This window comes from Pseudomonas brassicae, assembly GCF_010671725.1.
GTDB classification, from domain to species: Bacteria; Pseudomonadota; Gammaproteobacteria; order Pseudomonadales; family Pseudomonadaceae; genus Aquipseudomonas; species Aquipseudomonas brassicae.
In genome coordinates, this window is sequence record NZ_JAAHBU010000230.1 from 1 (window position 1) to 24,531 (window position 24,531).

Consider the following 24,531-nt stretch of genomic DNA (forward strand, 5'->3'; position numbering starts at 1 on the left):
CAGCTTGAGCGCGCTCGTCGATCCAGTTGACGCGCAGCGGATTGATGTCGTGCAGGGGTTTGAACTCGCTTTCGCGGTCCCACCAGCGGTGGGCCAAGCTTCAAACTTGGCGATTTCGGCGTGGTCGACGTTGCTCATGGAACGGTCCTCTGAAACTTTGATCATTCGTTGCAGGCGGGCCAGCTGCAGCTGCCCGCCGATTATTCGTGCAGGCCGGCGCCGATGCGCCGCCCCCAGTCGCAGGCACTGGCATGCAGGGCCTGCTCGTCGTAGCGGGTCAGGCGGCGTTCGTCGAGCAATTGCTTGCCGGCCACCCACACATGTTTGACGCAGCCCCGGCCGCTGGCGTAGATCAGTTGCGATACCGGGTCGTAGATCGGTTGCTGGGCCAGCCCCGACAGGTCGAACGCCACCAGGTCGGCAGCCTTGCCCAGTTCGAGCGAACCGGTCAGTGCCTCCAGCCCCAGTGCACGCGCACCGTTGAGCGTAGCCATGCGCAGTGCGCGGTGCGCGTCCAGGGCGCTGGCCGAGCCTGCCACGGCCTTGGCCAGCAGCGCAGCCGTACGGGTTTCGCCCAGCAGGTCGAGGTCGTTGTTGCTGGCGGCCCCATCGGTGCCTACCGCCACGTTGACGCCGGCTTGCCACAGGCGCTCCACCGGGCAGAAACCGCTGGCCAGCTTGAGGTTGGATTCGGGGCAGTGCACCACGCTGGTGTTGCTTTCTACCAGCAGCGCAAGGTCGTCGTCGCTGACCTGGGTCATGTGCACCGCCTGCAGGCGCGGCCCCAGCAGGCCGATGCGCTGCAGCCGGGCCAGCGGGCGCTCGCCATACTGCTCGAGTGACTGCTGCACTTCAAAGGCGGTTTCGTGCACGTGCATGTGCACGGGCGCATCCAGCTCCTCGGCGATCACCCGGACTTTCTCGAGGTGTTCGTCGTTGACCGTGTAGGGTGCATGCGGGCCGAGGGCCACGCTGATGCGTGGGTGGTGACGCAGGTCGCCGAACAACTCGACGCCCAGGTGCAGCGCTTCGTCGAAATTACGCGCGCCGGGAATCGGGAAATCCAGCAGCGGTACGGCAATTTGCGCTCGAATACCGCTTTCGTGCACGCATTTACTGGCGATCTTCGGGAAAAAGTACATGTCCGAAAAACACGTGATGCCGCCTTTGAGCTGTTCGGCAATCGCCAGGTGGGTGCCGTCGCGCACGAAGGCTTCATCGACCCAGCGCCCTTCGGCGGGCCAGATGTGTTCGTGCAGCCAGGTCATCAGCGGCAGGTCGTCGGCCAGGCCACGGAACAAGGTCATGGCCGCATGGCCGTGGGCGTTGATCAGCCCCGGGCTCAGCAGGCAGCCGGGCAGTTCGCGGACCTCGGCGGCGCCGCGCCTGAGGGCGTCCTCACGTGGGCCGATGAAGGCGATCTGGCCGTCGCGGATGCCGATGCCATGCGCCTTGAACACCACCCCGGCCGGTTCGACGGGCACCAGCCACGTGGGCAGGAGCAGCAGGTCCAGAGGTGGAGCAGACTTGGGCATGGAGGGTTTCCCGGTTGGACGGCAAGTGGGGGCGAAGTATACCCGAGCGTCTGCGGCTGGGGCTCGTTATAATCGCCCGCTTTTGATGTCCGAATGATGGAGTGAGGCATGCGCGATCGACTGCTGGCTGTGGAGAAAGTGACGGCCATCGATTGGCGGGAGGATGCCTTGTACCTGCTCGATCAGCGTGCGTTGCCGTCCGAGCAGACCTGGCTGGCCTTTACCGACGCCGCTGCAGTGGCCGAGGCGATACGCTCGATGGTGGTGCGCGGGGCGCCGGCCATCGGTATCAGTGCGGCCTATGGGTTGGTGCTGGCGCTGCGCCAGCGCCTGGCCGAAGGCGATGAGTGGGAAATGGCCCTTGAGGAAGACTTCGAGCTGCTGGGCAATGCCCGCCCCACGGCGGTCAACCTGTTCTGGGCATTGAACCGCATGCGTGAGCGCCTGTTGCGCATCAAGGCGGGCGATGACGTGCTGGCGGTCATGCAGGCCGAAGCCGTGGCCATTCATGAAAGCGACCGCGAAGCCAACCTGACCATGGCCCAGCTGGGGGTCGAGCTGATCCGCAAGCACCAAGGCAGCGAGCAGGCCATCCTCACCCACGGCAATGCCGGTGCGCTGGCCACGGGCGGCTTCGGCACCGCGTTGGGGGTGATTCGCGCGGCGTACCTGGAAGGTATGGTCGAACGGGTGTATGTCGACGAAACCCGGCCCTGGCTGCAAGGCTCGCGCCTCACGGCCTGGGAGCTGGCGGGCGCGGGCATCCCGGTGACGGTCAACGCCGATTCGGCGGCCGCCCACCTGATGAAGACCAAGGGTATTACCTGGGTGGTGGTCGGCGCCGACCGTATCACCGCCAATGGTGATGTGGTGAGCAAGATCGGCACTTATCAGCTGGCGGTCAATGCGATGCACCACGGGGTGCGCTTCATGGTGGTGGCGCCGAGCTCCAGCATTGATCTGAACCTGGGCACGGGTGAGGACGTGCTGCTGGAGGAGCGTGACGCTGGCGAGTTGCTTGCGCTGCATGCGGCGGGGGTGGAGGCGGTCAATCCGGTATTCGACGTGACGCCGGCTGACCTGATTGATGTGATCGTGACCGAGAAGGGCGTGGTGGAGCGGCCGGACACGGCCAAGATGGCGCAATTGATGTGTCGCAAGCGGTTGCACTGAGCGCGGCAGCGCGCCTTTCCTCGCGTCAGGCGGCGGTTTGCCATACTCCCAAGCCCACCGCGACTGTGGTAATATCCGGCGGTTTCCAAGACCGCCCCTGGGGGCGATCTTTACTGCGCAGATCCATGGCATAACTCGTTGATTTGTCGTAAGTCGCTGCAAGTCATTTGCTTGCAGCGGCGAGCTTCGTTCGTCCCATATGGATGTGACGAGGTTTCACCAGAAAAAGGAATCAGGCTTCTCATGGGCGAACTGGCCAAAGAAATCCTACCGGTCAATATCGAAGACGAACTGAGACAGTCCTACCTCGACTACGCGATGAGCGTCATTGTCGGGCGTGCACTGCCCGATGCGCGTGATGGCTTGAAGCCCGTGCATCGCCGCGTTCTGTTTGCGATGAGTGAACTGGGTAACGACTGGAACAAACCGTACAAGAAATCCGCCCGTGTGGTCGGTGACGTGATCGGTAAGTACCACCCGCACGGTGATACCGCGGTCTACGACACCATCGTTCGTATGGCTCAGCCGTTCTCGCTGCGCTACCTGCTGGTCGACGGCCAGGGCAACTTCGGTTCGGTGGACGGCGACAACGCCGCGGCCATGCGATACACCGAAGTGCGCATGACCAAGCTGGCGCACGAGCTGCTGGCGACCTGCACAAGGAAACCGTCGACTGGGTGCCCAACTACGACGGCACCGAGCTGATCCCGGCGGTCATGCCGACCAAGATCCCCAACCTGCTGGTCAACGGCTCCAGCGGTATCGCCGTGGGCATGGCGACCAACATTCCGCCGCACAACCTTGGTGAAGTCATCGATGGTTGCCTGGCGCTGATCGACAACGCCGACATCACGGTCGATGAGCTGATGCAGTTCATCCCGGGGCCGGACTTCCCGACTGCCGCAATCATCAACGGTCGCCAGGGCATCATCGAGGCCTACCGCACCGGTCGCGGCAAGATCTACATGCGCGCGCGCTCCATGGTCGAGGACATCGACAAGGTGGGTGGTCGCCAGCAGATCGTGGTCACCGAGTTGCCGTACCAGCTGAACAAGGCGCGTCTGATCGAGAAGATCGCCGAGCTGGTCAAGGAGAAGAAGCTCGAAGGCATCACCGAGCTGCGCGACGAGTCCGACAAGGACGGCATGCGCATCGTCATCGAACTGCGTCGTGGCGAAGTGCCGGAGGTGATCCTCAACAACCTCTACGCACAGACCCAGCTGCAGGCCGTGTTCGGTATCAACATCGTGGCGCTGATCGACGGCCGTCCGCGGGTATTGAACCTCAAGGACCTGCTCGAAGCATTCGTGCGTCACCGCCGTGAAGTGGTCACCCGCCGCACCGTGTTCGAACTGCGCAAGGCCCGTGAACGTGGTCATATCCTTGAGGGTCAGGCCGTTGCGCTGTCCAACATCGACCCGGTCATCGCCCTGATCAAGGCTTCGCCAACGCCTTCCGAGGCCAAGGAAGCCCTGATCGGCACGCCGTGGGAGTCCAGCGCCGTGCAGGTGATGGTCGAACGCGCCGGTGCCGACTCGTGCCGCCCCGAGACCCTCGACGAGCAGTATGGCCTGCGCGATGGCAAGTACTACCTGTCGCCGGAGCAGGCTCAAGCCATTCTGGACCTGCGCCTGCATCGCCTGACCGGTCTGGAGCATGAGAAGCTGCTGGCCGAGTACCAGGAGATCCTCAAGCAGATCGGCGAGCTGATCCGCATCCTGAACAACGCCGAACGCCTGATGGAAGTGATCCGCGAAGAGCTGGAGCTGATCCGCGCCGAATACGGCGATGTGCGTCGCACCGAGATCCTCGATGCGCGTCTGGACCTGACCCTGGGCGACATGATCCCGGAAGAAGAGCGCGTGGTGACCATTTCCCACAGCGGCTATGCCAAGACCCAGCCCCTGGCGGCCTACCAGGCGCAGCGCCGTGGCGGCAAAGGCAAGTCGGCTACCGGCGTCAAGGACGAGGACTACATCTCGCACCTGCTGGTCGCCAACAGCCATACCACGCTGCTGCTGTTCTCCAGCAAGGGCAAGGTGTACTGGCTCAAGACCTATGAAATCCCCGAGGCCTCGCGTGCGGCGCGTGGCCGTCCGCTGGTGAACCTGCTGCCGCTGGGTGAGGGTGAAGTCATCACCACCATGCTGCCGGTCGAGGAATACACCGAAGGTCATTTCATCTTCATGGCTACCGCCAATGGCACCGTGAAGAAGACCCCGCTGGAACAGTTCAGCCGTCAGCGCAGCGTTGGTCTGATCGCGCTGGAGCTGGACGAAGGCGACATCCTGATCTCTGCCTCCATCACCGATGGCGAGCGTGAAGTCATGCTGTTCTCCGACGCCGGCAAGGTCACCCGCTTCAAAGAGTCCGATGTACGTGCCATGGGGCGTACCGCGCGGGGTGTGCGCGGCATGCGCCTGGCCGATGGGCAGAAGCTGATTTCGATGATTATCCCGGAAGAAGGCAGCCAGATCCTCACCGCTTCCGAGCGTGGCTTCGGCAAGCGCACCGCGATTGGCGAGTTCCCGGAGTACAAGCGTGGCGGGCAGGGCGTCATCGCCATGGTCAGCAACGATCGCAACGGCCGTCTGGTCGGTGCAGTGCAGGTGCAGGATGGTGAGGAAATCATGCTGATTTCCGATCAGGGCACCCTGGTGCGTACCCGTGTGGGTGAAGTGTCCAGCCTGGGTCGCAACACCCAGGGCGTGACGTTGATCAAGCTGGCCAACGACGAGACGCTGGTGGGGCTGGAGCGGGTCCAGGAGCCGTCCGACGAGGAAGGCGACGAGGACTTCGTGGCCGACATCGATGCCGATGGCAACGCTGTCGACGTGCCGCAGCTTGACGCCGCAGCTGACGAAGAGACGCCGCAGGAATAAATTGTAGAAGCGCAACCTATGGGAGCGGCTGTGGGGCGGGCGGGCCCGCCACTGCGGTGTCTGCTCCCACAGACATCAAGAGCAGAGCGAGAGTGGATGTGAGCAAACGAGCCTTTAACTTCTGCGCAGGCCCTGCTGCGCTTCCTGAAGCTGTGCTGCAACGTGCCCAGGCAGAAATGCTGAACTGGCGCGGCAAAGGCCTGTCGGTCATGGAAATGAGCCACCGTAGCGATGACTACGTGGCCATTGCCGAGAAAGCCGAGCAGGACCTGCGCGACCTGCTGTCCATCCCCTCCAATTACAAGGTGCTGTTCCTTCAGGGCGGCGCCAGCCAGCAGTTTGCCGAGATTCCGTTGAACCTGCTGCCTGAAGGCGGTACGGCTGACTACATCGAGACCGGCATCTGGTCGAAAAAAGCCATCGAGGAAGCGCGTCGCTACGGCAACGTCAATGTGGCTGCCAGTGCCAAGCCTTACGATTACCTGGCCATCCCCGGCCAGAACGAGTGGAAGCTGACCAAGGACGCCGCCTACCTGCATTACGCCTCGAACGAGACCATCGGTGGTCTGGAGTTCGACTGGGTGCCGCAGACCGGTGATGTGCCGCTGGTGGTGGACATGTCCTCCGATATCCTCTCGCGCCCGATCGATGTGTCGCAGTTCGGCCTGATCTACGCCGGCGCACAGAAGAACATCGGCCCTAGCGGCCTGGTCGTGGTCATCGTGCGTGAGGACCTGCTGGGCCGCGCGCGCAGCAGCTGCCCGACCATGCTCGACTACAAGGTCGCGGCCGACAACGGCTCGATGTACAACACCCCGGCCACCTATTCCTGGTACCTCTCGGGGCTGGTGTTCGAGTGGCTCAAGGAGCAGGGGGGCGTCGCGGCCATGGAGCAGCGCAACCGCGCCAAGAAGGATCGCCTGTACGGTTTCATCGACAAGAGCGACTTCTACACCAACCCGATCAGCACCAATGCCCGTTCGTGGATGAACGTGCCGTTCCGCCTGGCCGACGAGCGCCTGGACAAGGCCTTCCTGGCTGGCGCCGATGAGCGTGGCCTGCTCAATCTCAAGGGCCATCGCTCGGTGGGCGGCATGCGTGCCTCGATCTACAACGCGCTGGGCCTGGACGCCGTGGAGGCGCTGGTGACCTACATGGCCGAATTCGAGAAGGAACACGCCTGATGTCCGAACAGGAACTCAAGGCCCTGCGCGTACGCATCGACAGCCTCGACGAGAAGATCCTCGAGCTGATCAGCGACCGTGCGCGCTGTGCCCAGGAAGTGGCGCGGGTCAAGACCGCGACTCTGGCCGAAGGCGAGGTGCCGGTGTTCTACCGTCCCGAGCGCGAGGCGCAGGTACTCAAGCGTGTCATGGAGCGCAACAAGGGGCCGCTCGGCAACGAGGAAATGGCCCGTCTGTTCCGTGAAATCATGTCGTCGTGCCTGGCCCTGGAGCAGCCGCTGAAGGTCGCCTACCTGGGGCCTGAGGGTACCTTCACCCAGGCGGCGGCGATGAAGCACTTCGGGCACGCCGTGATCAGCAAGCCGATGGCGGCCATTGACGAGGTGTTCCGCGAAGTGGCCGCTGGTGCGGTCAACTTCGGCGTGGTACCGGTCGAGAACTCCACCGAGGGGGCGGTCAACCATACCCTCGACAGCTTCCTCGAGCACGACATGGTGATCTGCGGCGAAGTCGAGCTGCGTATTCACCACCACCTGCTGGTGGGCGAGAACACCAAGACCGACAGCATCAGCCGCATCTATTCCCACGCCCAGTCGCTGGCCCAGTGCCGCAAGTGGCTGGATGCGTATTACCCGAATGTCGAGCGTGTGGCGGTGTCGAGCAACGCCGAGGCGGCCAAGCGCGTCAAGGGTGAGTGGAATTCCGCCGCAATTGCCGGTGACATGGCGGCCGGGCTGTACGGCCTGACCCGCCTGGCCGAGAAGATCGAAGACCGTCCGGACAACGCTACGCGCTTCCTGATGATCGGCAGTCAGGAGGTACCGCCCACCGGCGACGACAAGACCTCGATCATCGTCTCGATGAGCAACAAGCCGGGTGCGCTGCACGAGCTGCTGGTGCCGTTCCATCAGAACGGCATCGACCTGACCCGTATCGAGACCCGTCCGTCACGCAGTGGCAAGTGGACGTACGTGTTCTTCATCGACTTCGTCGGCCATCATCGCGACCCGCTGATCAAGGCGGTGCTGGAGCAGATCAGCCAGGAGGCGGTGGCACTCAAGGTGCTCGGTTCCTACCCCAAGGCGGTGCTCTGAGGTATGCCGATGCGTGATGTTCTGAACAGGGTTCTGCGCCGTGGTTGAGGTCGTGAAGCAAGGCGGGCCTGTGGTGGGTCGGCTGGTCGTGGTGGGCCTGGGCCTGATTGGCGGTTCGTTCGCCAAGGGCCTGCGTGAAAGTGGCCTGTGCCGCGAAGTGGTCGGCGTCGACCTGGATCCGCAGTCGCGCAAGCTGGCGGTGGAGCTGGGTGTGGTCGACCGCTGCGAGGAAGACCTGGCCCTGGCCTGTGTCGGCGCCGATGTGATCCAGCTGGCGGTACCGATCCTGGCCATGGAGAAGCTGTTGGCCAGGCTGGCACAGCTCGATCTTGGCCCGGCCGTGCTGACCGATGTCGGTAGCGCCAAGGGCAACGTGGTGCGTGCGGCGCGCGAGGCGCTGGGCGCGCAACTGCCGCGCTTCGTGCCGGGCCATCCGATCGCCGGCTCCGAGCAGAGTGGGGTGGAGGCGTCGAACGCTGCGCTGTTCCGTCGTCACAAAGTGATTCTCACGCCGCTGGCAGGCACCGACCCAGCCGCGCTGGGGCTGGTCGATCGCCTGTGGCGCGCGCTGGACGCCGATGTCGAGCACATGCAGGTCGAGCGTCACGATGAAGTGCTGGCGGCGACCAGCCACCTGCCGCACTTGCTGGCCTTCGGCCTGGTCGATTCGTTGGCCAAGCGCAATGAAAACCTCGATATCTTCCGTTACGCTGCCGGTGGGTTCCGCGATTTCACGAGAATCGCCGGAAGCGACCCGGTCATGTGGCACGATATCTTCCTCGCCAACCGCGAGGCGGTATTGCGCACGCTGGATACATTTCGCAGCGACCTCGACGCCTTGCGCGACGCGGTCGATGCAGGGGATGGGCACCAACTGCTGGGTGTTTTCACCCGCGCCCGGGTTGCCCGCGAGCATTTCAGTAAAATCCTGGCCCGTCGGGCCTATGTGGACGCTATGAACTCCAACGACCTGATTTTCCTGGCACAACCTGGTGGCCGCCTGTCCGGCCGGATTCGCGTACCAGGCGACAAATCGATTTCGCATCGCTCGATCATGCTCGGCTCCCTGGCCGAAGGCACCACCGAGGTGGAAGGTTTCCTGGAGGGCGAAGATGCGCTGGCGACCCTGCAGGCCTTTCGCGACATGGGGGTGGTCATCGAAGGCCCGCACCATGGTCGCGTGACCATTCACGGTGTTGGTCTCAATGGTCTCAAGCCGCCACCGGGCCCGATCTACCTGGGCAACTCCGGCACCTCGATGCGCTTGCTGTCCGGCCTGCTGGCCGCGCAACCGTTCGACACCGTACTGACCGGTGATGCGTCGCTGTCCAAGCGCCCGATGAATCGCGTGGCCAACCCGCTGCGTGAAATGGGTGCGGTGATCGAGACTGCGCCGAAGGGCGCCCACCGATGACCATTCGTGGTGGCCATACCCTCAAGGCGCTGAACTACACGCTGCCGATGGCCAGTGCCCAGGTCAAGTCCTGCCTGCTGCTGGCGGGCCTGTATGCCGAAGGCAAGACCACCGTCACCGAGCCTGCGCCGACCCGCGACCACACCGAGCGCATGCTGCGTGGCTTCGGCTACAGCGTCAGCGTCGACGGCCCGAGCGCCTCGCTGGAGGCCGGCGGCAAGCTCGGCGCCACCCATATCGAAGTGCCGGCCGACATCTCTTCGGCTGCGTTCTTCCTGGTGGCCGCTTCGATTGCCGAGGGTTCGGAACTGGTGCTTGAGCACGTCGGCATCAACCCGACGCGTACGGGTGTCATCGACATCCTGCGCCTGATGGGCGGCGACATCACCCTGGAAAACCAGCGTGAAGTGGGTGGCGAGCCGTGGCCGACCTGCGCGTGCGTGGCGCCAGGCTCAAGGGTATCGAGATTCCGGAGCACCTGGTGCCGCTGGCCATCGACGAGTTCCCGGTATTGTTCGTGGCGGCGGCCTGCGCCGAAGGGCGTACCGTGCTGCGTGGTGCCGAAGAGCTGCGGGTGAAGGAATCGGACCGCATCCAGGTCATGGCCGATGGCCTGCTGGCGCTTGGCGTGAAGTGCGAACCGACCCCGGACGGCATCATCATTGACGGTGGCAGCATCGGCGGTGGCGAAGTGCACGGGCATGGCGACCACCGTATTGCCATGGCCTTCAGCGTTGCTTCGTTGCGCGCTAGCGCGCCGATCCGCATCCATGACTGCGCCAACGTCGCAACCTCGTTCCCGAACTTCCTGGCGCTGTGCGCCGAAGTCGGCATTCGTGTGGCTGAAGAGGGCAAGTCGTGAACCTGAATGCACCGGTCATCACCATTGACGGGCCAAGTGGTTCGGGCAAGGGCACGGTTGCCGGCCTGCTGGCCCGTGAGCTGGGCTGGCGCCTGCTGGATTCGGGTGCGCTGTACCGGCTGGTGGCATTTGCTGCCACCAATCATGGTGTCGACCTGACCAACGAAGAGTTGCTGGTGAAACTGGCGGCGCACCTGGACGTCCAGTTCATCGCCGCCGAGCCGGGCAAGCTGCAGCAGACCATTCTCGAGGGCGACGACGTGAGCAGCGTGATTCGCACCGAGACGGTTGGTGCCGGCGCGTCGATGGTGGCTTCGCTGCCTGCCGTGCGCGATGCGCTGCTGCAGCGCCAGCGTGCCTTTCAGGAGGCGCCTGGCCTGATCGCCGACGGGCGGGACATGGGCACGGTGGTGTTCCCGGATGCGCCGTTGAAAATTTTCCTCACGGCCAGTGCCGAGGAGCGGGCGCGTCGACGTTACTTGCAGTTGAAGGGCAAGGGCGATGATGTTAGTCTGTCGAGTCTGCTAGATGAGATACGTGCACGCGATGAGCGCGACACCCAGCGCGCAGTGGCCCCGCTCAAGCCGGCGGCCGATGCCATACAGCTGGATTCCACGGAATTGTCCATCGAGCAGGTGTTGCAACGCATCAGGAGCGAGCTCGCACTTCGCGATATCGCCTGATACCAGGGCAGCATGCAGGGGCACCAGTCAACGTCCTGCAGGCTTTCCCTTTATATGAACGAAACCCACATTGTCTGGAATGTGCTGATGGGCGTATGTCTCGCCCTAATTTACAGGAATTAAAATGAGCGAAAGCTTTGCAGAACTCTTTGAAGAAAGCCTGAAAACCCTCAACCTTCAACCAGGTGCGATCATCACCGGTATCGTTGTCGATATCGACGGTGACTGGGTTACTGTCCACGCCGGTCTGAAGTCCGAGGGCGTCATCCCGCTCGAGCAGTTCTACAACGAAGCTGGCGAGCTGACCATCAAGGTCGGTGACGAAGTTCACGTTGCGCTGGACGCGGTCGAAGACGGCTTTGGCGAAACCAAGCTGTCCCGTGAAAAAGCCAAGCGCGCCGAGTGCTGGATTGTTCTGGAAGCAGCTTTCGCCGCCGAAGAAGTGGTCAAGGGCGTTATCAACGGTAAGGTTAAAGGCGGCTTCACTGTCGACGTTAACGGTATCCGTGCGTTCCTGCCGGGCTCCCTGGTTGATGTCCGCCCAGTGCGCGACACCACCCACCTCGAAGGCAAAGAGCTGGAATTCAAGGTCATCAAGCTGGACCAGAAGCGCAACAACGTTGTCGTTTCCCGTCGCAGCGTCCTGGAAGCCGAAAACAGCGCCGAGCGCGAAGCTCTGCTGGAATCGCTGCAGGAAGGCCAGCAAGTCAAAGGTATCGTCAAGAACCTCACCGACTACGGCGCATTCGTTGATCTGGGCGGCGTTGATGGCCTGCTGCACATCACCGACATGGCCTGGAAGCGTATCAAGCACCCGTCGGAAATCGTCAACGTTGGCGACGAGATCGACGTCAAGGTACTGAAGTACGATCGTGAGCGTAACCGCGTTTCGCTGGGCCTGAAGCAACTGGGCGAAGACCCATGGGTTGCTATCAAGGCACGTTACCCAGAAAGCACCCGCGTAATGGCGCGTGTGACCAACCTGACCGACTACGGCTGCTTCGCAGAGCTGGAAGAAGGCGTGGAAGGCCTGGTACACGTTTCCGAAATGGACTGGACCAACAAGAACATCCACCCTTCGAAAGTCGTACAAGTCGGCGACGAAGTGGAAGTCATGGTTCTGGACATCGACGAAGAGCGTCGTCGTATCTCCCTGGGCATCAAGCAGTGCAAGTCGAACCCATGGGAAGACTTCTCTGGCCAGTTCAACAAGGGCGACAAGATCTCCGGCACCATCAAGTCGATCACCGATTTCGGTATCTTCATTGGTCTGGACGGCGGCATCGACGGCCTGGTTCACCTGTCGGACATCTCCTGGAACGAAGTCGGCGAAGAAGCCGTACGTCGCTTCAAGAAGGGCGACGAGCTGGACACCGTCATCCTGTCGGTTGATCCAGAGCGTGAGCGCATCTCCCTGGGCATCAAGCAACTGGAAGACGATCCGTTCTCCAACTACGTTGCTGTCAACGACAAAGGCGCTATCGTAAAAGGTATCGTTAAAGAAGTTGACGCCAAGGGCGCTATCATCACCCTGGCCGACGATATCGAAGCCACTCTGAAAGCTTCCGAAATCAGCCGTGACCGCGTTGAAGACGCGCGTAACGTTCTGAAGGAAGGCGAAGAAGTTGAAGCCAAGATCATCAGCGTTGACCGCAAGAGCCGCGTAATCAACCTCTCCATCAAGTCGAAAGACGACGCTGAAGAGAAAGAAGCAATCCAGAGCCTGAAAGCTGCTCCGGAAGCTGCCGCCGATACCACCATGGCTGCACTGCTGCGCGAAGCAATGGCCAAACAGAACTAAGTTCTGCTTGATCATTAAAAAGGGCGACTTCGGTCGCCCTTTTTTGTGCCTGCGATTTGTGTCGATTTGAGCGCGCTGGCGGCACGGCGCCCGTACCGCCGGGGTCTGCGCTACTTTAATTCCTCGGTCAAATATTGAATATTTTATTAAGTCAAGAACCGCCCTGTTCAAATCCGCTGGAGCGTGCTACAAACAGAGTAAGCAATGATCTAGCTGCTTGATAAAGAAGGGAAAAATATGACGAAGTCGGAGCTGATCGAACGTATTGTCACCCATCAAGGGCTACTCTCATCCAAGGATGTGGAGCTGGCCATCAAGACCATGCTTGAACAGATGTCCCAGTGCCTGGCCACCGGTGACCGTATTGAGATCCGTGGCTTTGGCAGCTTTTCGCTGCACTACCGTGCGCCGCGCCTGGGTCGAAACCCGAAGACGGGCCAGTCGGTCAGTCTCGATGGCAAGTTCGTGCCACACTTCAAGCCCGGCAAGGAGCTGCGTGATCGGGTCAACGAAGAGGAAGAGGGCGCATGATCGCCACTGAGCAAGGAGCGCGTCATGCGTAACCTCAAGCGCGTGCTGTTGGCACTGGTGGTTCTGGCTGTAGCTGCTGTGGTGCTGCTGTTTGTGCTGGAAAACCAGCAGTCGGTGGCCTTGGTACTGTTTGGTTGGGCTGCACCGGCGTTGCCGTTGTCGGTGGTGGTGCTGGTTGCGCTCGTGGCTGGTTTGCTGGTTGGCCCGTTGATGGGGGTGTACATCGGCTTGCGCGCCAAAAGTCGCGCGCGGCGCCAGTAACCTTTCCCGCACGCACTCACCCGTCATCCCGGGCTGAACTTTCCCACCTCGACTGACGGAAGATGCCAGGCGGCAGTGCCTGTGTTTTATGGAGTAATGGCGCTCCATTAAACACTCCAGGAAACGGGCACGCATGGCATATCCTGCTGTTACCCATCATGGCGCCACCCGCGGCGTCACAGGCTCTTGTCACCAGCTGCACCTCAATGCCCACTGTAGCGTGTTGATCGACTGTGGCTTGTTCCAGGGTGAGGACGCCCGTGGCTCCTCTGGTCTGTGCATCGACTTCCCGCTAGATGGCATCCAGGCATTGCTGCTTACCCATATTCACCTCGATCACGTTGGCCGTGTGCCGGGCTTGCTGGCAGCGGGCTTCAGTGGTCCGATCATTTGCAGCCAGCCCAGTGCACGGTTGCTGCCTTTGGTGCTCGAAGATGCATTGCGCCTGGGCGACACCCAGGGCAAGGCGAGCATCGAACGGTTGGTCGGGCGCGTCGAGCAGCAGACGGTTGCGGTGCCGTATGACCATTGGCATGAGGTGGTGTGCACCGACGAGCTGGTATGCCGTATTCGGCTGCGGCGCGCTGGGCACATTCTGGGGTCGGCCTACATCGAATGCGATGTTCATTACCTGGCCAGTGGTACCCGCAAGCGTGTGGTGTTCTCGGGTGATCTTGGGGCCGCCCATACCCCGTTGTTGCGCCCTCCGGTGTCGCCGGAGCATGCCGACATCCTCGTGCTCGAGAGCACCTATGGGGATCGCCTGCACGATGAGCGCAGTACGCGTCAGCAGCGGCTTGAGCAGATGAGTGACCGGGCCATGGCAGATCATGGCACCGTGCTGATACCGGCTTTCAGTGCCGGGCGCACCCAGGAACTGCTGTATGAGATCGAGGATATTCTGCATCGCAAATCGTTGAGCGCGGGCGAGCCGCCGCCCGGCGGCCGGCTGCCGATGGATTGGCCGCAGTTGCCGATCATTCTCGACTCTCCTTTGGCCAGTCGCTTCACGCAGGCTTATCGGGAGCTTGATGAGTTCTGGAACGATGAGGCGCGCCGGCGATTGGATGAAGGCAGGCAGCCTCTGCGCTTTCGTCAGTTGATCACGATCGAGACTCATGACCAGCATGTCAAAACCGTGAACTACCTGGCCAGCACGGGCAGGCCGGCGATTGTCATCTCCGGTAGCGGCATGTGCACCGGTGGGCGCATCGTCAATTACCTCAAGGCCATGCTCGGTGATCGTCGCCATCAGGTGCTGTTTGTGGGGTATCAGGCTAAAGGCACGCCGGGGGGGCGGTGATTCAGGCCAGCGAAGGTGCCCAGGGCTTTGTGATGCTGGATCTGGATGGCGAAATGTATGAGGTCAAGGCAAAGGTGGCCACCCTGGGAGGGTACTCGGCGCATGCGGATCAGGCGGGGTTGGTCGAGTTTGTCGCAGGGATGCGGGCTTGGCCTGGGCAGGTGCGCCTGGTGCATGGTGAGCTTGGGGCCAAACAGGCTTTGCGCACGGCATTGATGGCGCGTGCGCAGCGGGAAGGGGTAGTGGTCGATGTTGCACCTGGGGTGGGTGCCGCAGCCGTGTGAGGGTGGCCCCTGGCCGCATCGGCGCTGTCATGATGATGCGCAGCTCGCCCGGGTTGCGTGAAGAAACATCCGCTCGGTTGCAAAGTCATGCCTGTTGCGCGCAGATCGAGGCGCGGCGGGCGTGATGTGCGACGATTTCACTGACGGTAAAGAAAGCCGACTTCGATAAAGGTGCCTGTCTCCCAGGCGCCGGGAAGTTGCGCGTACGCTCGTCTGCTCGGCTCGAAATGAAACCATGGCCGCGTGCCTTGAGTGCCGATAACGACATGTGCATCCGCGGGAGTACCCTCAATGACTTGAAGGTCATGCCGTGCGATGAGTGTCATGATATCCTTTGTCGGCTAATAGGCCAGAGTTGTCGGTCGCCATTGGGCGACTGAGGCACGAACGTGCATGGGGAGCTAGCGGCCAAAAGGGCGCTGGCGGACCGTTGTGCGTGCGCTGCAAGCAGGTGTCGCGACGTTGGATATTTCTGATTGCCAATTGCGAATGGTCTGGTGGTGCAACCTTTTTAAAAATGGTCTTGGATTGTGTGGTTTAAATGACGATAAAAGCGCTTTGTGTCTTCGGTACGCGCCCTGAGGCCATCAAGATGGCGCCTCTGGCGCTCGCGCTGCGAGCGGATCCGCGTTTCGAGGCAAAAGTCTGCGTGACCGGCCAGCATCGACAGATGCTTGATCAAGTGCTGGAGTTGTTTGAACTGACACCCGACTTCGATCTCGACATCATGAAGCCGGGGCAGGACCTTACCGACGTGACCAGTTCGATTCTGCTGGGCATGCGCGAAGTTCTGCACGACTTCAAGCCCGACGTTGTGCTGGTGCACGGCGATACGGCCACTACCTTTGCCGCCAGCGTCGCTGCGTATTACCAGCAAATCCCGGTCGCCCATGTCGAGGCGGGGCTGCGTACGGGCAACCTCTATTCTCCCTGGCCGGAGGAGGGCAACCGCAAGGTCACAGGGGCACTTGCGTCATTGCACTTTGCGCCGACTGAAACTTCGCGAGAAAACCTGCTGCGAGAAGGCGTCAATCCAGAACGCATTGTCGTGACGGGCAACACCGTGATCGATGCGCTGCTGCAGGCGGTTACCAAGCTGGACAGTGATGCTGCGCTCAGGGCGCAGATCGCTTCCCGTTTTGAATTCCTGCGGCCGGAGCGCAAGCTTGTATTGGTTACCGGGCATCGCCGTGAGAGCTTTGGGGGTGGTTTCGAACGCATCTGCCAGGCCCTTGTGGACACTGCGCGGCGTTTCCCCGAGGTAGAGATTGTATACCCGGTGCACTTGAACCCGAATGTGCGTGAGCCGGTAAACCGTCTGTTGGCGGGTATTGATAATGTGCACCTGATCGAGCCACTCGACTATCTGCCCTTTGTCTACCTGATGAATCAGGCCTATCTGATCCTGACGGACTCCGGTGGTATTCAGGAGGAGGCACCCTCGTTGGGCAAGCCTGTTCTAGTCATGCGTGATACCACAGAGCGGCCAGAGGCCGTCGATGCGGGTACCGTCAAGTTGGTGGGCACCAATACACGTACCATTGCTGACGGCTTGCTCACCTTGCTCACCGATAACAACGCATACAGCGCCATGAGCCATGCCTACAATCCTTACGGGGACGGAAAGGCGTGCTCTCGGATTGTCGCAACCCTAAGCTCCGTGATTAAGAGGCTGTAAATGACTTTTGGCACCATTGCCGTCATTGGATTGGGCTACATTGGTCTACCCACTGCGGCTGTATTCGCTTCGCGGAAAGTAAAAGTAATAGGCGTTGATGTTAATCCGCGCACGGTGGAAATAATCAACCGTGGTGAAGTTCATATTGTCGAACCTGATCTCGACATGCTTGTGCATGCGGCGGTGACGCAGGGTTTTTTACGCGCGACGTCAGTGGCTGAGCCAGCCGATGCTTTTTTAATTGCTGTGCCCACACCGTTCAATGCCGAACACGAACCCGACCTGTCCTTTGTCGAGTCCGCCAGCAACAGCATAGCAGCGGTGCTGAAGCCTGGTGATCTGGTTGTTCTGGAGTCCACATCGCCGGTGGGGGCGACCGAGCAGATGGCGGCCTGGCTAGCCAAGGCTCGTCCGGACCTGTCCTTTCCCCAGGATGCGGGAGAGGCGTCTGATATTCGTATCGCCCATTGCCCGGAGCGTGTATTGCCCGGGCATGTTCTTCGCGAACTGGTACACAACGACAGAGTGATCGGCGGAATGACACCGCGTTGCTCGGCGTTGGCCGCCAGCCTCTACAAGCTGTTCGTGGACGCTGAGTGTGTCATTACCGATTCTCGTACTGCCGAAATGTGCAAACTGACGGAGAACAGCTTTCGCGATGTCAATATCGCCTTTGCCAACGAACTGTCCATCATCTGTGACAAGGTCGGTGTGAACGTGTGGGAGCTGATTCGTCTGGCGAACCGTCACCCTCGGGTTGATATATTGCAGCCAGGGCCGGGTGTCGGCGGGCACTGCATCGCGGTCGATCCCTGGTTCATTGTCAGTCAGGCGCCAGCAGAGTCGCGTCTGATTCGTACTGCCCGGGAGGTTAACGACAGTAAACCTCGATGGGTGTGTGGCAAGGTCGATGTGCTTGTCGACGAGTTGGTTCAGCGTGGCGCAAAACAGCGAAGCGAGCTGAAAATCGCGTGCTTTGGGTTGGCGTTCAAGGCCAATATTGACGACCTCAGAGAAAGCCCGGCGCTTGCCATTACGCTGGATATTGCTGCGCGTTATCCGGGGCAAGTCCTGGCTGTTGAGCCGCACATCGACGCAGCGCCAGCGGCGTTGATCGAGGCGGGCGCCGAATTCGTCGACTTTTGCACCGCAGCCACTGCGGACATCTTGGTTTTCCTGGTCGATCATAAGATTTTCGATAGCAAATCGCTTGTGTTGAATGGCGATCAGCGGCTTTTGGATACGCGCGGCGCTATGGCGGTTTCTGCTCGTCAGAACTGAGTGCTGTGTATCTCGTATTGGTATTTCAGGTAGGGGTTTTTTGAATGAAGCAACAGCTTCTCGGCCGGTTGACTGAGCGCACCGCCAGCATAGGCATTGTCGGCTTGGGTTATGTTGGGCTGCCACTGGTTCTACGCTACGCAGAGGTAGGGTACAAAGTGGTCGGTTTCGATATCGATCAGTCCAAGATTGATTGCATCGCTCAAGGCAAGAGTTATATCGAGCATATCCCTGCCGAGGCCATTGCGGGCGCCGTGGCGCAGGGGTTTGAAGCCACAACCGACTTTACCCGTGCCGCTGACGTCGATGCATTGATTCTCTGCGTGCCCACGCCGCTCAATAAGTACCGCGAGCCGGACTTGAGCTTCGTGCTCGATACCACGGCCTCATTGGTTCCCTACCTGCGTGCGGGGCAGGTGATATCGCTGGAGAGTACGACCTATCCAGGTACCACGGATGAAGAGCTGTTGCCGCGTATCGAGTCTCGTGGCCTTGTCGTAGGCGACGATATCTTCCTGGTTTACTCGCCTGAGCGAGAAGACCCGGGCAACCCCAACTTCACTACCCGCTCGATTCCGAAGGTATGTGGTGGTCACACTGCTGCGTGCCTGGAGGTCGGTATGGCCTTGTACGGCCAGGTGATCGACAAGGTTGTCCCTGTGTCGAGCACGCGTGCGGCAGAAATGACCAAGCTGCTGGAAAATATCCATCGCGCGGTGAACATCGGCCTGGTGAACGAAATGAAGATCGTTGCCGACAAGATGGGTATCGACATTCATGAAGTGATTCGTGCCGCCGCCACCAAGCCTTTCGGCTTTGTACCCTACTACCCAGGGCCGGGCCTTGGTGGCCATTGCATTCCGATCGATCCGTTCTACCTGACCTGGAAAGCGCGTGAGTATGGCCTGCATACCCGTTTCATCGAGTTGGCCGGCGAGGTCAATTCGGCAATGCCGGATTATGTGATTGCCAAGGTTTCCAGTGCGTTGAACGAACGCAAGAAGGCGGTGAATGGCAGCAGGGTCCTGGTATTGGGCATCGCCTACAAGAAGAACGTCGATGACATGCGAGAGTCGCCGTCGGTGTTCATGATGGAAAAGCTGAGGGCGCTGGGTGCTGTAGTTCACTACAGTGACCCGCATGTCCCGGTATTCCCGAAAATGCGAGAGCACCATTTCGACCTTTCCAGTGTGGCACTGACTGCCGATGTGATCCGCAGCTATGACTGCGTATTGCTGGCAACCGACCATGACAAGTTTGATTTCGAGATGATCGGCAGCTCCGCTAGCCTGATCGTCGACTCCCGAGGCAGGTATCTCAAGCCAGCCGCCAATGTCGTGAAAGCTTGAGTTAACCCAAAGAGATAAATGTGATGCTGACCAACAAGACAATTCTGATTACCGGTGGAACAGGGTCATTTGGCAACACTTTCGTGCCGATGACGCTGGAAAAATACAACCCCAAGAAGATCATCATTTTCTCGCGCGATGAGATGAAGCAGTGGGAGATGGCGAAAAAATTCCAGGGCGATTCGCGTGTGCGCTTCTTTATCGGCGATGTGCGTGATAAAGATCGTCTCTACCGTGCGCTGGATGGTGTGGATTATGTGGTTCACGCAGCGGCCACCAAGATTGTGCCGACGGCTGAATACAATCCGTTCGAATGCGTGAAAACCAACATCAATGGTGCGATGAACCTTATCGATGCCTGCATCGACAAGGGCGTGAAACGCGTTGTGGCACTGTCTACCGACAAGGCCAGCAGTCCGATCAACCTGTATGGCGCCACCAAACTGGCGTCCGACAAACTGTTCGTGGCCGGCAACTCCTACTCGGGTGGGCATGAGACTCGATTTGCGGTAGTGCGCTATGGCAATGTCATGGGCTCCCGCGGCTCGGTCATTCCCTTCTTCATGTCGATCAAGGACCAGGGCGTCCTGCCGATCACGGACGCGCGCATGACGCGTTTCATGATCTCCCTTGAGGAGGGTGTGGAACTGGTCTGGCATGCTTTCGAAGACATGGAAGGCGGCGAGATCTACGTCAAGAAGATCCCGTCGATGAAAGTGACCGATCTTGCCCACGTTGTCGCGCCCGAAGCGCGCCAGGAAATCATTGGCATTCGCCCCGGTGAGAAGCTGCATGAGCAGATGATCAGTTCCGAGGATGCCTACTACACGTACGAGTATCCGGAGCACTTCAAGATACTGCCCACCATCAATAACTGGGCCACTTGCGCGAAGCGGATCAAGGATGGCAAACGCGTGGCAGAGGGCTTCGTCTACTCCAGCGACAACAACTCGGAGTGGATGGGGGAAGTCGAGCTGCAGGCTTGGATCGATCTCAATCGTGACAAGATCGGGAGTATCTAACGCATGATCCCTTATGGCCGGCAGGACATCACTCAGGCCGACGTCGACGCAGTCATCGCCGTGCTGAAGTCCGACTTTCTCACGCAGGGCCCCATGGTGCCGCGCTTTGAGCAGTCGGTGGCCGAGCACGTAGGCGCTGGGCATGCGCTGGCAGTCAACAGCGCGACCTCGGCATTGCATATCGCCTGCCTGGCGCTGGGGCTTGGCCCGGGAGACTGGTTGTGGACCACTCCAGTAACCTTCGTCGCATCCGCCAACTGCGGGCTGTACTGCGGGGCGCAGGTCGACTTTGTCGATATTGATCCACGTACCTACAACGTGAGCGTGGAAGCACTGGCTGCCAAGCTCGCGTTGGCCGAGCGTGAAGGCACGTTGCCCAAAGTGGTGGTGGCCGTTCATCTTTGCGGCCAGCCCTGTGACATGCAGGCAATTGCCGAGCTGGCGCAGCGCTATGGCTTTAAAGTGATCGAAGATGCGTCCCACGCTATCGGTGGCAAGTACCAGGGCGAGTTTATCGGCAACTGCCGCTACAGCGATATCACCGTGTTCAGCTTCCACCCCGTGAAGATCATTACCACGGCCGAGGGCGGCATGGCGTTGACCAATGACGCCGAACTCGCCGAGAAGATGGCATTGCTGCGCAGCCACGGCATCACCCGTGACCCGGCGAAGATGACGCACGAGGCGGATGGTCCCTGGTACTACCAGCAGATCGACCTGGGCTTCAACTACCGCATGACCGAACTGCAGGCTGCGCTTGGCGTCAGCCAGATGGAGCGCCTTGATCAGTACGTCGCTCGTCGTCATCAATTGGCTCGTCGCTATGACCAATTGCTTGCCGACCTGCCGGTCATCACGCCTTGGCAGCACCCTGACAGCTACTCGGGGCTGCACCTCTACGTCATTCGTCTGGAGCTCGAAGCGCTGAACATCAGTCATCGCGAGGTATTCGAGTCGCTGCGCGGGCAAGGAATCGGGGTGAACCTGCATTACATCCCCGTCCATTCGCAGCCGTATTACCAACGACTGGGATTCCGGGTGGGAGACTTCCCCGAGGCGGAGCGCTATTACGCGCAGGCCATCAGCCTGCCGATGTTCCAGACCATGAGTGAGCAACAGCAGGATGTAGTGGTTGCGGCGCTGAACAAAATCCTGCTGCCATGAAGCTGGCCGTGATTCCCGCGCGTGGCGGCAGCAAACGCATACCGCGCAAGAACATCAAGTTGTTCTGTGGCAAGCCTATGCTTGTCTGGTCGATCGAGGCTGCCCTGCAAAGCGGGGCTTTCGATCACGTGATTGTCTCAACGGACGATCAGGAAATTGCCGAGCTGGCACTGCAACACGGTGCCACTGTTCCCTTTATGCGACCTCAGCAACTTTCCGATGATCATACCGGGACCATTCCGGTCATTCAGCATGCAATCGAATGGTTCAATGCCGCTGGCCATCCTGTCGACCTGGCTTGTTGCCTGTACGCGACGGCGCCTTTCGTAAGGGCTGAAGATATACGTCGAGGGCTGCAAGTGCTTGCGCAGTCAGCTAGCGAGTACGCCTTCACCGTTACCAGTTACCCCTTCCCCATTCAGCGGGCGATCCGTGTGACCGGGGCAGGGCGGGTCGCGATGTTCAATCCCGAGTATTTCAATACGCGGTCGCAGGATCTGGAGGAAGCCTTCCATGATGCTGGCCAGTTCTACTGGGGGCGTGCTTCGGCCTGGTTGCGTGGTGAGCCCATCTTTGGCCCTGGCTCGGCACCCATAGTGCTTCCTCGCCATCGTGTGCAGGATATCGATACTCCGGAAGACTGGGAGCGCGCTCAGTGGCTGTTCAAGGCGATGCAGGCACAACCGGACTGCCCACTATGAATGTTGTAATGCGAGTCGATGCTTCGCTCGATATCGGTACAGGGCATGTCTACCGTTGCCTGACCCTTGCAGATGCGTTGCGTGGGCAGGGCGCCGAGTGCCATTTCATCTGCCGCGAGCACCCGGGCCACCTGATGGCACTTATCGCCGAGCGTGGCTATCCAGTACATTCGCTCGGCAAGCCGGCTGCCGTTGCGCCTGTCGGCACCTTGGCGCATGCCCAGTGGCTGGGGTGCTCCCAGGAGCAAGACGCAAGTGATTGCGCCGCGCTTGTGCGAACGCTGCGCGCTGACTGGCTGGTCGTTGATCACTACGGTCTGGATGCACAATGGCAGGCGGCCCTGCAGCCGCACTATGGCAAGCTGCTGGTCATTGATGATCTGGCCGACCGCGCTCACCTGAGCGACCTGCTTGTTGATCAGAATCTGGGCCGTACGTCCCAATCCTATCAGGGGCTGGTTCCCAGCCAGAGTGTACTTTTGACCGGCCCAGAGTACGCCTTGTTGCGTCCTGAGTTCGCTCTGTTGCGCAGCGCCAGCTTGCAACGCCGCACTTGTCTTACCCGCCCCGAGCAGATTCTAGTCAGCATGGGCGGAGTGGATCAGCCCAACGCAACGGCCCATGTCCTCACTGCCTTGCAAGACTGTGCCCTGCCGCAGGCGAGCCATGTTCGTGTGATCATGGGGGCACGGCGCCGTGGATCGATGAGGTGAGATCTCTGTTGCATGGACTCCGGTTTTCAAGTGAGGTGCTGGTCAATGTCCGTGATATGGCGCGACTGATGGCGCAGAGCGACCTGGCGATCGGAGCCGCGGGTGGCTCATCCTGGGAGCGATGCTGCCTGGGGCTGCCCACGTTGCTGGTCACCCTGGCGGACAATCAGCTGCCTGGTGCCATGGCGCTGCACGAGGCCAAGGCCGCTCGTTGGCTTGGTGCTACAGATAGTATCGCGCAGCGGCTGGCACGGCCTTCGACGAGGTTACCCAGGCGCTTGGCGCGTTCAGTCAACAGGCTGCAGGCCTTTGTGATGGGTTGGGCGTGGAGCGCGTGGTGGCGCATATGTTGGGGAAGAAATGAACGTGAGTATCCAAGGCCTTTTGCGACGAATGGAAGAGCGTGACCTGCAGCTTGTCCTCGCTTGGCGCAACCATCCCGATGTTCGCTGCTTCATGTTCAATTCGTCAGAAATTACCTGGGATGAGCACGTGGCATGGTTTGCCAGTGCTTCCCGGAATGCGCGTAAACACCTGTTGGTGTATGAGTCGGATGACGTGCTGCTCGGCTTCGTCAACTTTAGCGAGTTGGCTGGTCGGGTGGTGGAGTGGGGGTTCCATGCCGCCCCACAAGCGCCTAAAGGTACAGGTAAACGTATGCTTGGCCTGGCACTGGAATACGGTTTCACTCAATTGCGCGTGCATAAAGTTTCGGCACAGGTATTAGAGGGCAATCCGCGTTCGCTGGCGCTGCATCGCCGGTTGGGCTTCACGCAGGAAGGTTGTCTTCGTGAGCAGCACTGCGATGGGGTTGGCTATCAGTCGGTCTACTGTTTCGGTCTGCTGGCGCATGAGTGGCGGATTGCCAGGGAACAGGCTAAAACCGCGTAACTCTGCCCGCCTCTAGGTGTCTTTGCATCCCTGTACGGGGAGGCGCTAAGGTTGGCGCAGCGTAAACGAATCAGGTGTGCTCCCGCGTCTCAATACTCAAGTGGGGCGCGGGAGTAATAGTTTTTAGGGTCGGTAGATAATCCGGCCACGGTATTCAAATTTTTAAGAGCAGTGCTTGCCATGACCTGTGAAATTAACGGTAGAAAGATCGGTAAAGGCTTCCCTCCCTACATCATTGCGGAACTGTCTGCGAACCATAATGGCTTCCTGGAGCGCGCGCTCGAGACGATCAAGTCCGCATACGAGAGCGGCGCAGACGCCATCAAGATGCAAACCTACACCGCTGACACGATGACCATCGACTGTGACCGTGAAGAGTTCATGATCCGCGGTGGCCTGTGGGATGGCTACAAACTGTACGACCTCTACAAATGGGCGGAAACACCCTACGAGTGGCACAAGCAGATATTCGACTATGCCAAATCGCTGGGTATCACCATCTTTTCCACGCCATTCGATGAGAGTGCTGTCGATCTGTTGGAGGAGTTGGGTGCACCTGCCTACAAGATCGCCTCGTTCGAAGCCACCGATTTACCACTGATTCGCTACGTGGCCAGCAAGGGCAAGCCGATGATCATGTCCACCGGCATGTGCTCCGAGGCGGAAATCGAGGAAGCTGTGGCCACCGCAAGAGAGGCGGGTTGTCAGCAGTTGGTGCTGCTGCA

Annotated in this window: 17 protein-coding genes and 4 pseudogenes; 19 read left to right on the plus strand and 2 right to left on the minus strand. The window is 60.4% G+C overall.

Annotated features, from left to right (window positions below; genetic code table 11):
- Nucleotides 1–138 (minus strand): annotated as a pseudogene (locus G3436_RS16230) (bifunctional 2-polyprenyl-6-hydroxyphenol methylase/3-demethylubiquinol 3-O-methyltransferase UbiG); the annotation flags it as partial.
- A 62-nt stretch (nucleotides 139–200) separates the two neighbouring features.
- A complete protein-coding gene (locus G3436_RS16235) occupies nucleotides 201–1,535 on the minus strand; it encodes a TRZ/ATZ family hydrolase (RefSeq protein WP_163946804.1) in 1,335 nt (444 codons plus the stop codon).
- 108 nt (nucleotides 1,536–1,643) lie between these two features.
- On the opposite strand from G3436_RS16235, the gene mtnA reads away from it, so the two are divergent.
- The 19 genes and pseudogenes from mtnA to G3436_RS16330 form a co-directional block, all read left to right on the plus strand.
- Nucleotides 1,644–2,708 carry an S-methyl-5-thioribose-1-phosphate isomerase gene (gene mtnA, locus G3436_RS16240; RefSeq protein WP_163946807.1) on the plus strand — a complete coding sequence of 355 codons (1,065 nt, stop codon included), beginning with the start codon at nucleotides 1,644–1,646 and terminating at the stop codon, nucleotides 2,706–2,708.
- Between the two features lie 243 nt (nucleotides 2,709–2,951).
- Nucleotides 2,952–5,590: pseudogene (gyrA, locus tag G3436_RS16245) on the plus strand (DNA gyrase subunit A).
- 98 nt (nucleotides 5,591–5,688) lie between these two features.
- Nucleotides 5,689–6,774: a 3-phosphoserine/phosphohydroxythreonine transaminase gene (gene serC / locus G3436_RS16250; RefSeq protein WP_163946819.1), complete on the plus strand. Its 1,086-nt coding sequence runs from the start codon at nucleotides 5,689–5,691 to the stop codon at nucleotides 6,772–6,774.
- On the plus strand, nucleotides 6,774–7,868 hold the full coding sequence (gene pheA / locus G3436_RS16255) for a prephenate dehydratase (RefSeq protein ID WP_163946822.1): 1,095 nt from the start codon (nucleotides 6,774–6,776) through the stop codon (nucleotides 7,866–7,868). Before serC ends, pheA begins: the two co-directional genes overlap by 1 nt.
- Before the next feature lie 70 nt (nucleotides 7,869–7,938).
- Nucleotides 7,939–10,144: pseudogene (locus tag G3436_RS16260) on the plus strand (bifunctional prephenate dehydrogenase/3-phosphoshikimate 1-carboxyvinyltransferase).
- Nucleotides 10,141–10,827: a (d)CMP kinase gene (gene cmk / locus G3436_RS16265; RefSeq protein ID WP_163946826.1), complete on the plus strand. Its 687-nt coding sequence runs from the start codon at nucleotides 10,141–10,143 to the stop codon at nucleotides 10,825–10,827. The pseudogene G3436_RS16260 and the gene cmk overlap by 4 nt, the downstream one beginning before the upstream one ends.
- A 124-nt stretch (nucleotides 10,828–10,951) precedes the next feature.
- On the plus strand, nucleotides 10,952–12,628 hold the full coding sequence (rpsA, locus tag G3436_RS16270) for a 30S ribosomal protein S1 (RefSeq protein ID WP_043862680.1): 1,677 nt from the start codon (nucleotides 10,952–10,954) through the stop codon (nucleotides 12,626–12,628).
- Nucleotides 12,629–12,865: 237 nt separating this feature from the next.
- The gene (ihfB, locus tag G3436_RS16275) at nucleotides 12,866–13,159 is read left to right on the plus strand and encodes an integration host factor subunit beta (RefSeq protein ID WP_163946829.1); all 294 of its coding nucleotides are present in this window, start codon (nucleotides 12,866–12,868) and stop codon (nucleotides 13,157–13,159) included.
- A 24-nt stretch (nucleotides 13,160–13,183) separates the two neighbouring features.
- On the plus strand, nucleotides 13,184–13,420 hold the full coding sequence (locus tag G3436_RS16280; protein ID WP_163946833.1) for a lipopolysaccharide assembly protein LapA domain-containing protein: 237 nt from the start codon (nucleotides 13,184–13,186) through the stop codon (nucleotides 13,418–13,420).
- A 133-nt stretch (nucleotides 13,421–13,553) separates the two neighbouring features.
- Nucleotides 13,554–15,007: pseudogene (locus G3436_RS16285) on the plus strand (MBL fold metallo-hydrolase RNA specificity domain-containing protein).
- Nucleotides 15,008–15,548: 541 nt separating this feature from the next.
- Nucleotides 15,549–16,685: a non-hydrolyzing UDP-N-acetylglucosamine 2-epimerase gene (gene wecB / locus G3436_RS16290; RefSeq protein ID WP_163946835.1), complete on the plus strand. Its 1,137-nt coding sequence runs from the start codon at nucleotides 15,549–15,551 to the stop codon at nucleotides 16,683–16,685.
- Complete coding sequence (gene wecC / locus G3436_RS16295; protein WP_163946837.1) at nucleotides 16,686–17,966, plus strand: UDP-N-acetyl-D-mannosamine dehydrogenase; 1,281 nt, start codon at nucleotides 16,686–16,688, stop codon at nucleotides 17,964–17,966.
- Between the two features lie 44 nt (nucleotides 17,967–18,010).
- Nucleotides 18,011–19,315: a nucleotide sugar dehydrogenase gene (locus G3436_RS16300; RefSeq protein ID WP_163946839.1), complete on the plus strand. Its 1,305-nt coding sequence runs from the start codon at nucleotides 18,011–18,013 to the stop codon at nucleotides 19,313–19,315.
- A 23-nt stretch (nucleotides 19,316–19,338) separates the two neighbouring features.
- Complete coding sequence (gene pseB / locus G3436_RS16305; protein WP_163946855.1) at nucleotides 19,339–20,337, plus strand: UDP-N-acetylglucosamine 4,6-dehydratase (inverting); 999 nt, start codon at nucleotides 19,339–19,341, stop codon at nucleotides 20,335–20,337.
- A gap of 3 nt (nucleotides 20,338–20,340) precedes the next feature.
- On the plus strand, nucleotides 20,341–21,501 hold the full coding sequence (gene pseC / locus G3436_RS16310; protein WP_163946871.1) for a UDP-4-amino-4,6-dideoxy-N-acetyl-beta-L-altrosamine transaminase: 1,161 nt from the start codon (nucleotides 20,341–20,343) through the stop codon (nucleotides 21,499–21,501).
- On the plus strand, nucleotides 21,498–22,202 hold the full coding sequence (gene pseF / locus G3436_RS16315) for a pseudaminic acid cytidylyltransferase (protein ID WP_163946874.1): 705 nt from the start codon (nucleotides 21,498–21,500) through the stop codon (nucleotides 22,200–22,202). The genes pseC and pseF overlap by 4 nt, the downstream gene beginning before the upstream one ends.
- Before the next feature lie 8 nt (nucleotides 22,203–22,210).
- Nucleotides 22,211–22,915: a UDP-2,4-diacetamido-2,4,6-trideoxy-beta-L-altropyranose hydrolase gene (gene pseG, locus G3436_RS16320; RefSeq protein ID WP_243667179.1), complete on the plus strand. Its 705-nt coding sequence runs from the start codon at nucleotides 22,211–22,213 to the stop codon at nucleotides 22,913–22,915.
- 366 nt (nucleotides 22,916–23,281) lie between these two features.
- On the plus strand, nucleotides 23,282–23,806 hold the full coding sequence (pseH, locus tag G3436_RS16325; RefSeq protein WP_338001273.1) for a UDP-4-amino-4,6-dideoxy-N-acetyl-beta-L-altrosamine N-acetyltransferase: 525 nt from the start codon (nucleotides 23,282–23,284) through the stop codon (nucleotides 23,804–23,806).
- Nucleotides 23,807–23,986: 180 nt separating this feature from the next.
- The coding region (locus G3436_RS16330) for an N-acetylneuraminate synthase family protein (protein ID WP_178116489.1) at nucleotides 23,987–24,531 on the plus strand (545 nt) is incomplete at its 3' end.